This is a genomic window from Arsenicicoccus cauae, from assembly GCF_043162025.1.
GTDB lineage: Bacteria > Actinomycetota > Actinomycetes > Actinomycetales > Dermatophilaceae > Arsenicicoccus > Arsenicicoccus cauae.
The window spans coordinates 363017-375931 of sequence record NZ_CP171001.1; the positions used below are offsets into that span (position 1 = coordinate 363017).

The 12915-nt window shown below is 72.0% G+C and carries 14 protein-coding genes and 1 riboswitch; of the genes, 12 read left to right on the forward strand and 2 right to left on the reverse strand.

The genetic code is table 11. The features are described 5' to 3' along the window. Positions 1-73 precede the first annotated feature (73 nt). From ACF3NS_RS01750 to ACF3NS_RS01780, 7 genes are all read left to right on the forward strand, one after another. A complete protein-coding gene (locus ACF3NS_RS01750) occupies positions 74-418 on the forward strand; it encodes a DUF485 domain-containing protein (RefSeq protein WP_288797729.1) in 345 nt (114 codons plus the stop codon). Further along, positions 418-2079 (forward strand): cation acetate symporter, encoded by a 1662-nt coding sequence (locus ACF3NS_RS01755; RefSeq protein WP_392467446.1) that lies wholly within the window; start codon positions 418-420, stop codon positions 2077-2079. Before ACF3NS_RS01750 ends, ACF3NS_RS01755 begins: the two co-directional genes overlap by 1 nt. Before the next feature lie 131 nt (positions 2080-2210). After that, on the forward strand, positions 2211-3482 hold the full coding sequence (locus tag ACF3NS_RS01760; RefSeq protein WP_288797730.1) for an MFS transporter: 1272 nt from the start codon (positions 2211-2213) through the stop codon (positions 3480-3482). A 141-nt stretch (positions 3483-3623) separates the two neighbouring features. Next, positions 3624-4607 carry a metal ABC transporter substrate-binding protein gene (locus ACF3NS_RS01765; RefSeq protein WP_392467448.1) on the forward strand — a complete coding sequence of 328 codons (984 nt, stop codon included), beginning with the start codon at positions 3624-3626 and terminating at the stop codon, positions 4605-4607. After that, positions 4604-5518: a metal ABC transporter ATP-binding protein gene (locus ACF3NS_RS01770; protein WP_392467450.1), complete on the forward strand. Its 915-nt coding sequence runs from the start codon at positions 4604-4606 to the stop codon at positions 5516-5518. The genes ACF3NS_RS01765 and ACF3NS_RS01770 overlap by 4 nt, the downstream gene beginning before the upstream one ends. Then, positions 5511-6566, forward strand: coding sequence for a metal ABC transporter permease (locus ACF3NS_RS01775; RefSeq protein WP_392467452.1), 1056 nt, complete (start codon positions 5511-5513; stop codon positions 6564-6566). The genes ACF3NS_RS01770 and ACF3NS_RS01775 overlap by 8 nt, the downstream gene beginning before the upstream one ends. A gap of 6 nt (positions 6567-6572) precedes the next feature. Further along, positions 6573-6962 (forward strand): transcriptional repressor, encoded by a 390-nt coding sequence (locus tag ACF3NS_RS01780; RefSeq protein WP_288797735.1) that lies wholly within the window; start codon positions 6573-6575, stop codon positions 6960-6962. Positions 6963-6978: 16 nt separating this feature from the next. On the opposite strand, the gene ACF3NS_RS01785 is transcribed toward ACF3NS_RS01780, so the two are convergent. Further along, complete coding sequence (locus ACF3NS_RS01785; protein WP_154592726.1) at positions 6979-7293, reverse strand: multidrug efflux SMR transporter; 315 nt, start codon at positions 7291-7293, stop codon at positions 6979-6981. 11 nt (positions 7294-7304) lie between these two features. Further along, positions 7305-7367: riboswitch (guanidine-III (ykkC-III) riboswitch) on the reverse strand. Between the two features lie 259 nt (positions 7368-7626). Here ACF3NS_RS01785 and rpmG point away from each other — a divergent pair. The 4 genes from rpmG (at position 7627) to ACF3NS_RS01805 (ending at position 10808) form a co-directional block, all read left to right on the forward strand. After that, positions 7627-7794 carry a 50S ribosomal protein L33 gene (gene rpmG / locus ACF3NS_RS01790; RefSeq protein WP_154592727.1) on the forward strand — a complete coding sequence of 56 codons (168 nt, stop codon included), beginning with the start codon at positions 7627-7629 and terminating at the stop codon, positions 7792-7794. Further along, a complete protein-coding gene (locus ACF3NS_RS01795) occupies positions 7794-7928 on the forward strand; it encodes a hypothetical protein (RefSeq protein ID WP_283809755.1) in 135 nt (44 codons plus the stop codon). The genes rpmG and ACF3NS_RS01795 overlap by 1 nt, the downstream gene beginning before the upstream one ends. Next, the gene (locus ACF3NS_RS01800) at positions 7925-8170 is read left to right on the forward strand and encodes a type B 50S ribosomal protein L31 (protein WP_392467453.1); all 246 of its coding nucleotides are present in this window, start codon (positions 7925-7927) and stop codon (positions 8168-8170) included. The genes ACF3NS_RS01795 and ACF3NS_RS01800 overlap by 4 nt, the downstream gene beginning before the upstream one ends. Before the next feature lie 427 nt (positions 8171-8597). Next, entirely contained in the window at positions 8598-10808 is a 2211-nt protein-coding gene (locus ACF3NS_RS01805) for an alpha-galactosidase (protein ID WP_392467455.1), read from the forward strand. A 59-nt stretch (positions 10809-10867) separates the two neighbouring features. On the opposite strand, the gene ACF3NS_RS01810 is transcribed toward ACF3NS_RS01805, so the two are convergent. Beyond that, positions 10868-12205 carry a DUF4185 domain-containing protein gene (locus tag ACF3NS_RS01810; RefSeq protein ID WP_392467456.1) on the reverse strand — a complete coding sequence of 446 codons (1338 nt, stop codon included), beginning with the start codon at positions 12203-12205 and terminating at the stop codon, positions 10868-10870. A 71-nt stretch (positions 12206-12276) separates the two neighbouring features. Between ACF3NS_RS01810 and ACF3NS_RS01815 the strand changes: the two genes are divergently transcribed. Then, positions 12277-12888: a hypothetical protein gene (locus ACF3NS_RS01815; RefSeq protein ID WP_392467458.1), complete on the forward strand. Its 612-nt coding sequence runs from the start codon at positions 12277-12279 to the stop codon at positions 12886-12888. Positions 12889-12915: the final 27 nt, after the last annotated feature.

Here is a 12915-nt window from a genome sequence, read left to right on the forward strand (position 1 = left end):
GGCCGGTGGCCAGACACACAATGACGGTCGGCACGACGACGTGCCGATCCCCCACTCCCGCAGGAGGCACCGCGTGAGCGCCACCAAGCCCACCCGCGACTACAGCGCCGCCTATGGCGACGTGCAGAGGTCGCCCGAGTTCCAGGAGCTGCGCTCGCGGCTGCGGTCCTTCGTCTTCCCCATGACCGGCGCGTTCCTCGCCTGGTACTTCCTCTACGTCATCTGCGCCGCGTTCTTCCCGGCATTCATGAGCACGAAGGTGATGGGCAACATCAACATCGGCCTGATCTTCGGCTTCCTGCAGTTCATCACCACCTTCGCGATCACCATCGTCTACGTCCGCTGGGCCGACCGGGTGTTCGACCCCCGGGCCGAGCGGGTCCACCAGATGGTCGAGGAGAAGGGCCTGGACGACTGATGACCACCACGATCCCCGCGGGCATGGTCCCCGCCGCCGCCAGCAGCCAGGTCGGCTCTCCGCTGCTCAACATCGCCATCTTCGCGATCTTCGTCATCGTCACCCTGGCCGTCGTCATCCGGGTCTCGGTGGGCAGGAAGAAGACCGCCGGCGAGTACTACACCGGCGGCGCAGCCTTCTCCGGGCGGCAGAACGGCATCGCCATCGCGGGCGACTACCTGTCCGCCGCGAGCTTCCTCGGCATCGCCGGCGCCATCGCCGTCGCCGGCTACGACGGCTTCCTGTACTCCATCGGCTTCCTCGTCGCCTGGCTGGTGGCGTTGCTCCTGGTCGCGGAGCTGCTGCGCAACACGGGCCGGTTCACGATGGCGGACGTGCTGTCCTTCCGGCTGCGCCAGCGTCCGGTGCGCATGGCCGCCGCCACGTCGACCCTCGCCGTGTCCTTCTTCTACCTCCTCGCCCAGATGGCCGGCGCCGGTGGCCTCGTGTCGCTGCTGCTCGGCGTCAAGTCGTGGGCCGGGCAGGCGATCGTCATCGCCATCGTCGGCATCCTGATGATCACCTACGTCCTCATCGGCGGGATGAAGGGCACCACCTGGGTGCAGATCATCAAGGCCTGCCTGCTCATCGCCGGCGCCGGGCTCATCACCGTCTGGGTGCTCGGCAAGTTCGGCTTCAACCTGTCGCAGGTGATGCAGAGCGCCGTCGACAGGTCGCCCAAGGTCGGCGAGAAGCTCCTCAACCCCGGCCTGAAGTACGGCAAGACCACCATGACCAAGATCGACTTCATCTCGCTGTCGATGGCCCTGGTGCTCGGCACCGCCGGCCTGCCGCACGTGCTCATGCGCTTCTACACGGTCCCCACGTCCAAGGAGGCCCGCAAGTCGGTCGAGTGGGCGATCTGGCTGATCGGCCTGTTCTACCTGTTCACCTTGGTCATCGGCTTCGGCGCGGCCGGCCTGGTCGGCCCCGGCGCCATCCTGGCCGCTCCCGGCAAGGAGAACTCCGCGGCGCCGCTGCTGGCCTTCCACCTCGGCGGCTCGGTCTTCCTCGGGATCATCTCCGCGATCGCCTTCGCCACCATCCTCGCCGTGGTGGCCGGCCTCACCATCACCACCTCGGCGACGTTCGCGCACGACATCTACAACATGGTGATCAAGGAGGGGAAGGCCACCCAGGAGCAGGAGGTCAAGGTCGCCCGCCGCGCCGCCATCGCCGGTGGTGTCGTCGCGATCGTCGGCGGCATCCTCGCGAACGGGCAGAACATCGCCTTCCTCGTCGCCCTGGCGTTCGCGGTCGCCGCGAGCGCCAACCTGCCGACGATCCTCTACTCGTTGTTCTGGTCGAGGTTCACGACCCGAGGAGCGCTCTGGTCGATCTACGGCGGGCTCGGGTCGGCGATGCTGCTCATCCTGTTCAGCCCCGTGGTGTCCGGCAAGGTCGACGCGACCGGCAAGAGCCTGTCGATGATCACCAACCCCGCGATCGACTTCCACTGGTTCCCCCTGGACAACCCCGGCATCGTCTCCATCCCGCTGGGCTTCCTGCTCGGGTGGCTGGGCTCGATCACCGACAAGGAGAAGCCCAACGCCGAGAAGTACGCCGAGATGGAGGTCCGGTCCCTGTCCGGCCACGGCACCGCGGGCGCGATCCAGCACTGACCCGCCCCCACCATCGCCGAGTGGTCACCTCCCGACGTCGGGAGGTGACCACTCGGCGTCTTGGGGGGTGCCTGCGCCGAGGTCGTCGGGGTGGACGCGTCCGAGGGGCCGGTCCGGCATACGGTGGTCGTGTGCCCCAGCCGTATGCCGCCCCGCCGCCGTCTCCACCGCCCGAGGGCCACCGGCCGGGGACCCCGGAGTACCGCCGCATCTCGTGGGCGCTGTTCCTCGCCGGGCTCGCGACCTTCGCGATGATCTACACCACCCAGCCGCTACTGCCCGAGCTGGCGCGCGCCTTCGCGCTCACGCCGGCCGAGTCCGCGCTGTCGGTCTCGACGACGACGCTGGCGCTGGGCATGGCGCTGCTCGTGGTCGGCCCGTCCTCGGAGGTGCTCGGACGCACGAGGGTCATGCACCTGTCGCTGTCCGCGTCCTCCGTGGTCACCCTCCTCACGGCGCTCTCCCCCTCGTGGACGCTCCTGCTGGTCCTGCGGAGCCTGCTCGGCCTCGCCGTGGCGGGGCTGCCGGCGGTGGCCGTGGCCTACCTGCGCGAGGAGGTGCATCCCTCGGCGACGGCGCGCGCCACCGGGCTCTACATCGGCGGGACGGCCCTCGGCGGCATGCTGGGCCGGCTGGTCACCGGAGGTGTCGCCGACCTGCTCGGCTGGCACTGGGCGATCGGCTCGATCGGGGCCCTCGGGCTGCTCTGCGCGCTGGCGGTGCGGGCCGTGCTGCCGGGGTCGCGGCGGTTCGCCCCCGCGCGCCTGTCGCCGCGTGAGCTCGTCGCCATGAACCGCCGCATGCTCACCGACCCCGCGCTGCTCGCGCTCTACGGCATCGCGTTCTGCGCGATGGGGGCCTTCGTGTCGGTGTTCAACGCCATGGGGTTCCGGCTCGCCGCCGCCCCCTACCACCTGAGCCTCGCCGTGGCCGGGCTGGTCTTCGTCGTCTATGCGCTGGGGTCGGTCAGCTCCGAGCGGGCCGGGCGCCTCGCGGACCGGCACGGGGTCCGGGCGGTCGTCCCCGCGGCGCTCGCGATCGTCCTCGCCGGGTTGCTGATCACGCTCGGCCGACCGCTGTGGGTCGTCGTCGGCGGGCTCGCGGTGCTGACAGCCGGCTTCTTCGCCGCCCACGGGGTGGCCTCGGGCTGGGTCGCCGCCCGCGCCACGTATGTCGGCCGCGGCACCGCGCAGGCCACCTCGCTCTACATGTTCGCGTACTACCTCGGGTCGTCCGTCTGCGGCACGGTCGTCGGCACGGCGTGGAGCCGCGGCGGCTGGCCGCTGGTGGTGGGATTCACCGGTGCCCTGCTGCTCATGGCGCTCGGCCTCGCCCTGTGGTTGCGCCGCATCCCCAGCCTGGCTGAGCCCCCCGTCGAGGACCAGGGGGTACGCGCCGCGTGACGCCGGTCCCCGGCATACGGCCGGTTCTGGCAGACGACCCGAGCTGAGTCCCCAGCTCGCCACGCGCCGCCGAGTCCTGCCCGTCGCCCCACGGCCGCCGGAATTTGACAATGATTTCCATTAGACCTCAGGCTGGTGACCATGGATCGACGCCTCCTCGCCGCCCCCGCGGCTCTCGGCCTGGTCGCCCTCTCCGCCTGCGGACCGGGCGACGGCAGCGCGAGCAGCCACGGCAGCGCCGCGGCCCAGGACGGCACGATCACCGTCGTCGCCAGCTTCTATCCCCTGCAGCACGCCGCCGAGCAGATCGGGGGCCGACACGTCCAGGTCAGCAACCTGACCAAGCCGGGCACCGAGCCGCACGACCTGGAGCTCACGCCCAAGGACGTGGCCACGCTCTCCCGGGCCGACCTCGCCATCTACGAGAAGGGTCTGCAGTCGGCCGTCGACACCGCCGTCGCCGACACCGCCCCCGACAAGGCCCTCGACGTGGCCACGGCCGCCGACCTCTCGCTGATGCACGGCGAGACGATCGGCGCGGACGGGCACGACCACGCCGGCGAGTCCGCCGAGGAGCACGCCGGGCACAGCCACGGGGAGGGCGCCAAGGACCCGCACTTCTGGCTGGACCCGCTGCGCTACGCCAAGGTCTCGCAGGCCATCGCCGACCGCCTGGGGCAGGTCGACCCGGCTCACGCGGCCGACTACGACGCCAACCTCAAGGCCTTCACCGGCCGGCTGACGGCGCTCGACCAGGAGCTCGCCGCGGGCCTCAAGGGCTGCACCAACAGGACGATCGTGACCAGCCATGCCGCGTTCGGCTACCTCGCCGACCGCTACCGGTTGCGGCAGGTCGCCATCTCGGGCCTGTCTCCCGAGGAGGAGCCCGAGCCCGCCAAGCTCGCCCAGATCGCGACCTACGCCAAGGCCCACCGGGTCACCACGATCTATGCCGAGACGCTGGTCAGCCCCGCCATCGCGCAGACCGTCGCCAAGGAGACCGGCGCGCAGACCGCCGTCCTGGACCCGATCGAGGGCATCACGGATGCGTCCGCGGCCAAGGACTACGTTGGCGTCATGCAGGCCAACCTCGCCGCTCTCAAGAAGGGGCAGAGCTGTCCGTGACCACCCCTCGCGCCGACGACACCGGCGCCCCCGTCATCCGGCTCCGGTCGGCGTCCTTCGGGTACGCCGACCGCGCCGTCGTCTCGGGCGCCGACCTCACCGTGCGGCCCGGCGAGGCGCTGGCCCTGCTCGGACCCAACGGCTGCGGCAAGTCCACGCTGGTCAAGGGCCTGCTCGGGCTCAACGACCACCTGGGCGGCGAGGTCGAGCTGTTCGGCACCCCGCTCGCCCGCTTCCACCGGCGATCCCGCATCGGCTATGTCCCCCAGCGCCACACCCTGTCCAGCTCGGTGTCCGCGACGGTGCGCGAGATCGTCGCCACCGGGCGCCTGCCGCACCAGGGGCTGCTGGCCCGGTTGGGTGCGCGCGACCGCCAGATCATGGACCAGGCCCTCGACGTCGTCGGTCTGACGGACCAGACCCGCCAGGACGTCTCGACGCTGTCAGGCGGCCAGCAACGGCGCGTGCTCATCGCCCGCGCCCTGGCCGGTGAGCCCGACGCCCTGGTGATGGACGAGCCCACCGCGGGTGTCGACGTCGCCAACCAGCGGCTGCTCACCACGGTGCTGCAGCGCCTGCGCGACCGCGGCGTCGGCCTGCTGATCGTCACCCACGAGGTCGAGGCGCTGACCCCGGTCCTGGACCGCATCGTGCACATGTCGGCCGGCCGCATCACCTTCGACGGGTCTGTCGCGGAGTTCGAGCAGGCCCGCAGGGCCGACGTCCTCGCCCTGGGTGATCCGCACCACCACCATCACGAGGACGAGGACCACGCTCCCGGTGATGGCCGGCCCCCCGCGCCCTGGGTCGACCGGGCCGGCGTCGGCGCGTCCGGCATACGGCGTGAGGCCGCCCCGGCCATCGGGGCGGGCGGACCGGCCCGAGCCACCAGGAGGGGTCAGGATGGCTGAGCTGTGGAGCTATGAGTTCATGCAGCGGGCCCTGCTCGCAGCGCTGCTCGTGGGCGCCGCCGCGCCGATGGTCGGGACCTTCCTCGTCCAGCGGCGGCTGTCGCTGATCGGCGACGGCATGGGGCACGTGGCCCTCGCCGGCGTCTCGATCGGCCTGCTCACCGGCAACCAGCCGGTGCTGACGGCCCTCGTCGCCGCCGTGGTCTGCGCGGTCGCGATCGAGCTGATCCAGAGGTTCGGCAAGGCCAGCGGGGACGTGGCGCTCGCCGTCATGTTCTACGGCGGGATCGCGCTGGGCGTCGTCCTGATGTCGCGCGCGACGGGGACGGGCGCCAACCTCACGTCCTACCTGTTCGGGGCGATCACGACGACCAGCCGTGAGGACCTGGTCGTCTTTGCCGTGCTCGCGGTGGTGGTCATGGTCACCACGTGGGTGCTGAGACCGCGGCTGTTCGCCGTCGCCAACGACGAGGAATGGTCTCGCGCGGCGGGGCTGCCGGTCCTCGGGCTCAACATCGTGCTCGCCGTCATGACCGCCGTCACCGTCGTGGTCTCCATGCGCGTCGTCGGGCTGCTGCTCATCAGCGCGCTCATGATCCTGCCCAACGCCGCCGCCCAGCAGGTGTCGCGGTCCTTCCGGTCGATGCGGCTCGTCGCCGTGGTCATCGGGATCCTGTGCGCCAGCGGCGGCGTCGCCCTGTCCTACGAGCTCGACACCCCCTCGGGGGGCACCATCGTGCTCCTCGTGCTCGCGGTGTTCGTCGCCCTGAGCCTCGTGGCGGCGGTCGCGCACGCGGTCGGGGCACGGCACCACCGCTACGCCGAGATGCACGTCCACGAGCACGAGCCCGCGTGCGGCCACCAGCAGGTCGAGCACGGAGATCACGTCGACTACCTTCATGATGGGCACCTGCACGCCCCCCACGGGGACCACTACGACGAACACCACGAGCACCACGAGCAACACGAGCACCACGAGCATGTCGATCCCGCGGACCCAACGGGTCAGGACGACGCCGCCGTCGGGCGACCGACCAGCAGGAGCTGATCCACGATGCCGGAGACCGAGCGCCGAGCGACCAAGCAGCGCCGCGCCGTCGAGCAGGTCCTGCGCGAGACCGACGACTTCATCTCGGCTCAGGCCCTGCACTCCAGGCTGCGGGCGCAGGGCAACACGGTCGGGCTGGCCACCGTCTACCGCACGCTCAACGCCATGGCCGAGGACGGGCGGGTCGACATGCTGCGGGTCGACGACGGCGAGGCGCGCTACCGGCTGTGCGCGAGCGACGAGCACCACCACCACCTGGTGTGCCGCGAGTGCGGCCGCACCGTGGAGATCGAGGGACCGGCCGTGGAGTCGTGGGCGGACAGCGTCGCGGCGGAGAACGGCTTCCGCGACGTGTCGCACACGCTAGAGGTCTTTGGGACCTGCGTCAGGCACTGACCGAGCTCGAGGCGGCTCAGTGCAGCAGCTTGAGGCCGGCGACGCAGCCGACGATGCCCATCAGCAGGAGCACCTTGACCAGCGAGATCGACTCGGCGCCGGTCCCCATCGCCCACGCGACGGTGGCCACCGCCCCGATCCCCACCCACACGGCGTAGGCGGTGCCGACCGGCAGCTCGCGCAGGGCGTAGGCCAGGCCCGCCATGCTCAGGGCGCACGCCACCACGAACACCGCGCTCGGCCCGAGCCGGCTGAACCCCTCGCTGCGGCTGAGGGCCGTCGCCCACACCGCCTCCAGCACCCCTGACAGCACCAGCACGACCCAGGACATGGTCACTCCTCGTGGCCGTCTTGTCGCGTGACCGGGTACGGCTCCCTCGTCCGGGGCCCGCTCGTGGGGCCTTCGTCCAGGCTCGCACGGGCCGTGTGCCGCGGCAAACCCTCCCGGCGGGCCGGCGTCATACGGCCGGCGCGGAGTCCACGTCGGAGGATCCCTCCTCGCCGAGCCACGGCTCGAAGCCGCCCCGTCGCCCCAGCCGCCGACCGGGCCGATGGACAGCTGGCCGCAGCAAGCGACATCTGCGCCCCCTCGGCGCGGGAACAGAGCGCGAGCACTATCCGTTATGGTAATCGTTCTTACTAGACGGAATCAGGAGGCCACCGCATGGCCAGGTCCACCGACGTGCGACCCAAGATCAAGCTCCGCTCCACGGCGGGCACGGGCTACACGTACATCACCCGCAAGAACCGCCGGAACGACCCCGACCGCCTCGTGATCCGCAAGTACGACCCGGTCGTGCGCCAGCACATCGAGTTCAAGGAGGAGCGCTGATGGCCACGGGGTCCAAGATCGCCCACGACCAGCAGCGTCGAGAGGTCGTCGCTCGCCACGCGGAGGAGCGGCGCGCCCTCGAGCGCGTCATCGCCGACCCCACCGCCGACGCCATGAGCAAGGGCGAGAAGTGAGGCCCGGCATCCACCCGGACTACCACCGCGTGGTCTTCCGGGACCCGACGGCCGACGTCGCCTTCCTCACGCGTTCGACGGCCACGAGCCAGGACACGATCGAGTGGGAGGACGGCAACACCTATCCGGTGATCAACGTCGACGTCTCCAGCGCCTCGCACCCGTTCTACACGGGCAAGCAGAAGATCATGGACACCGCCGGACGCGTCGAACGCTTCAACCGCCGGTACGGACGCAGCTGACGCTCCCCCACCAGCCCCGCGCACCGTCTCTCCGCGCGGTTCACAGGTCGCGACCCACCCTCCCCCTCAGCCGGGGACGGTGGGTCGCGGTCTGCCATTCGGGTGATCTTGTCACCGCCCATCAGGCGGCCCGCAGCAGCCACCCGGCACCCCGACCCCGCACTGGCGCGAGATCCACTGCGGAGCCAAGAGCACTCTCAACAGAGGGTTTTCGGGACGGTGCGTGCTCCCAGGAGCCCTGGTCTGGCCTGGTTGGTGACGGAGCATCTCCGCTCGCGTCCACCTCGACCGCAGGAGAGGACCTGACCCACCACACCGACGCCACCGACACGAGCACCTCGCTGACGTCGGGAGGTGACCGGTCGGCGGAGGGAGCGAGGGGTGGACTGGGGTGGCGGCGTCGCCGTGAGGTGACAGGCTGGGGCGCATGCCTTCCACCGCCCTGCCCGTCGGGCCCGACCAGACCTGCCAGGTCCATCTCACGAGCGGCGGCGTGTCCGTGCTCGTCGACCTGTCCGACGCCCGCCTCCCCTCGATCGCCCACTGGGGCGCCGCGCTGCCTGACCTGGACGAGTCCGAGGCCGCGACGCTGGTCCGGGCGACGACCTACGGCCGCGGCGGCAACGACGTCGACGTCCCGGTGAGGGTGGCGGTCCTGCCCGAGCACCACGCCGGCTGGACCGGGCGCCCCGGCATCTCCGGCTGCCGCGACGACGGGTCCGGCTGGTCACCCCGCTTCACGGTGACCGCGGCCGAGACCCGCACCGACGCGGCGGCCGACGCGGCGGCATACGGCACGCTCTGCACTCTGGGAGCCGGCACGCTCCACGTCACCGCCGCCGACGACGAGGCGCGCCTCGGCCTGACGCTCGAGATCGAGCTGCTCCCGACGGGACTCGTGCGGACCCGCGCCACCGTGACCAACGACGGCGACACCGACTACGCCCTCGACGAGCTCGCCCTCGTCCTGCCGGTCCCCAACCATGCCAACGAGATCCAGGACCTCGCCGGCCACTGGGGCACCGAACGCGCCCCCCAGCGCAAGGAGTTCACCGTGGGGCAGCACCTGCGCGAGGGTCGCAAGGGTCGCACCGGCGCCGACGCCGCCTACGTGCTCTCCACGGGCGCAAGGGGATTCGGCTTCCGGCAGGGCGAGGTGTGGGGCGTCCACACCGCCTGGTCCGGCAACCACCGCCACTGGGCCGAGCGACTCTTCAACGGCCGCACCGTGATCGGTGGTTCCGAGCTGCTCCTCCCCGGCGAGGGGAGGCTCTCCCCGGGCGAGTCCCTCTGCTCCCCCTGGGTCTTCGGGGCGTACGGCGACGGCCTCGACGCCCAGGCCGCGCGCTTCCACGGCTGGTTGCGGTCACGACCGACGCACCCGCAGACCCCCCGCAAGGTCACGCTCAACGTCTGGGAGGCGGTCTACTTCGACCACGACCTGGCGCGCCTCGTCGACCTCGCTGACCGCGCCGCCGCCCTCGGCGTCGAGCGATTCGTCCTGGACGACGGGTGGTTCGGCGCGCGTCGCGACGACCACGCCGGACTCGGCGACTGGGTCGTCTCCCCCGACATGTGGCCGGACGGCCTGGGTCCCCTCGTCGACCACGTCACGGCTCTGGGCATGGAGTTCGGGCTGTGGTTCGAGCCGGAGATGGTCAACCTCGACAGCGACGTCGCCCGCGCCCACCCCGAGTGGATCATGGCAACGGGCAACCGGATTCCCGTCGAGAGCCGCCACCAGCAGGTGCTCAACCTCGGCATCCCCGAGGCCTACGCCCACGTGCGGGACCAGATGGTGGCGGTCCTCGAGGCCTACGACATCGGCTACCTCAAGTGGGACCACAACCGCGACCTCGTCGACGCCGGCACCGCGCCCACCGGCCGCGCGGGCGTGCACGAGCAGACGCTCGCCACCTATCGCCTGATGGCCGAGCTCAAGGAACGATTCCCTGGGCTCGAGATCGAGTCGTGCAGCTCGGGCGGCGCGCGCGTCGACCTCGCCGTCCTCGAGCACACCGACCGCGTGTGGACCTCGGACTGCATCGACCCCCTCGAGCGGCAGAGCATGCACCGCTGGACCCAGCAGCTGATCCCGCCGGAGCTCATGGGCTCCCACATCGCATCGGGCGCCTCGCACACCACGGGGCGCAGCCACAGCCTGCACTTCCGCGCCGGCACCGCCGTCTGGGGACACCTCGGCATCGAGTGGGACCTCGCCCGCGCGACCGAGGCCGAGCTGGCAGAGCTCGGCGACTGGGTCGCGTTCTATCGTCGCCACCGCAACCTGCTGCACACCGGCGCCGTGGTGCGGCTGGACGACGTCCTGCCCGAGCTGCACGTCCACGGGGTGGTCTCCCCCGACCGGGACGAGGCGCTCTTCGCCGTCGTGTGCACCGGCCGTGCGATCGTCGACCCGGTCGGCCGCATGCGCCTCGGCGGGCTCGACCCGGCTCGTCGCTACCGGGTCCGCGACGTCACGCCCAGCCGACCGCCCCACGGTATGCCGCAGCCGCCCGCCTGGTGGCCCGACGCCGAGGGCGTGCTGCTGCGCGGACGCTCGCTGCAGGCGGTCGGGGTGGAGACACCCGCCCTGTCCCCCGACGAGCTCGTGATCCTGCACCTGACGTCGGACTAGCGGACGGAGGGCACCGCCTCAGCCCGGCGCCACCGCACCCTGACGCGAAGGTGATCGAATCAACGACGGACCGGCCTCGCGGCATACGACCCGCTCCGCGCCTCGCCCACCGGCAGCCGGACGCGCAGGAAGCGCGGCCGGTAGGAGAACGGGTCCGCGATGACCGTGGCGAGGTCCGTGCTGTTGCGGCTGTAGGACACGACCAACGTGCCGGGCTCGGGCAGGAGGTCCGGGTGTGCCAGCGGCATGTAGCGCAGCACCCCCGCGTCCAGGTCGGAGGGCAGGTGCCCGATGGGGCGACCGGAGTCGAACGGGCCCCAGGGGGTCGGCGCGGTCCACACCGTCAGCTCGTGCCCCAGCACGTCGTCGCGCTTGCTGAGGGCATACCACCGCCCGTCCTGCGCAAAGACGGACAGGGTCTGGGAGGTGCCCCTCACCGCCGGGACCAGCTCGGCCGCGGCGGCGGCCGATCGCGACCACCCCTTGCCGTCCCAGTAGGTCCACTCGGACTGGGTCAGCACCCTGTCGGGCCGCACGCGGGCGACCCGCAGCGACCGCCCGAAGGTCATCGGCGCCGTCGACCCCGCGGTGCCGTAGAGGTAGAGCCAGCCGTCGGCCAGGGCGGAGGCGGCACCCCACACCGGCCGCCGCACGTCGGGCGAGTCGGGGCCGAGGTCGACGAGACGCAAGAGCTGCGGCGTCCCGCCCGGGCGCACCGTGAAGAGGGCGGCCGAGGGACCGAGGTTCTCGAAGTCGAAGGTCCCGCCACCGGTCGTGCGGACCCGTTGCACCATCACCGTCACGAGGTCCTGCCCCGGGCGCGGCGTGACCGTGACCGACATGGGCCAGTAGCCGACGACGGCTCCCGTGCTCCCCGCCGGCCGGGGCCGGTCCGGCACGATGGCACCGCGCCCGGCGGGCAGGACGGCGCTCAGGCAGCCGGGGCTGACGACGAGCATGGAGTTGCGGACGAAGCCGTGACCGGCGGCGCCGGACGACCGCAGGGTGTCCCCGAACACCATGAGCCGACGCCCGTCCTGCAGGCGCGCGCTCGCCCCGACGTCGGCCCCGAGAAGCTCCGGCGACACGTGCAGCTGGTCGATGGCGCGGTTGATCGCGTCGACCGAGTCGAGCGTCCCCGTGGCGGCGCACCCGGTCTGACCGGTCCTGGTCACCGGACCCACCGGTCGGGGCGCGCCGGCTCGCGCGGCAGCGGCGTCTGTCTGGACGGGCTTGACCCGTCCACCGGGCCTGCCGGGACCGTCGACCGCCATGGCCGAGCCGCCGTCCCCGACGACCAGGGAGGCGACCACGAGGAGGGCGACCGCGAGCGGCGCGACCACGAGGGAGGGGACGCCGCCCCGGCGCGTCCGTCGCGTGCTGGGCGCGAACGTCATACCAGGCACGCTAGGCGCCCACCAGGACACTCGGCAGCGGTTTGATCACTTAGGGTCCACATATGCCCCGTATGCCGCAACGCGCCGCCGCCTCCACGGTCATCCTCATGGCCGCGGGGCTGCTGCTCGCGGGGTGCGCGGGCGACCCGGCGCCGAGCCCGGCGTTGACCGGCGCCGCCGCCCGCTCGGCGCAGGACCAGTCGGCCAAGGTGCGCGAGCTGCTGGCTCCGCAGCCGCCCAGCGTGGGCGAGTCGCCGCGGCGCCTCGGGCCGGTGACGGTCGTCGCACCCGCCGCGATGAGGGAGGCCGACTCCGGTCCGGCAGCCCCCCGCAAGGGCTGGACCTACAAGCGGCTCGCCGACCCCGAGGGTGACCCCCAGACCTCGCTCGGCCTGGTCCTGGCCCCCACCGCCGAGAGCTCGGCGGAGCAGTCGGCCGGCACCATCGCCCGGACCGGTGGCAGCCGCGACGCGGGCCGGGCCAGCGGGATCGTGACGACGACCACGTGGGACGGCCGCCCGGCCTACCTCGTCTACGTCAATACCTCGACGGGGCTGCACGTCGAGGCGCTCTCGGCCGAGACGCCGGCCGGGACGGTGACGGTGATCGCCCAGGCGCCGGTCTCGGCATACCCCCGCTCGGGTCTGCGTCGCGCGCTCACGAGCGTCGACCTCACCCCCTGACGCCTCCAGCACCACCGACACCGACAC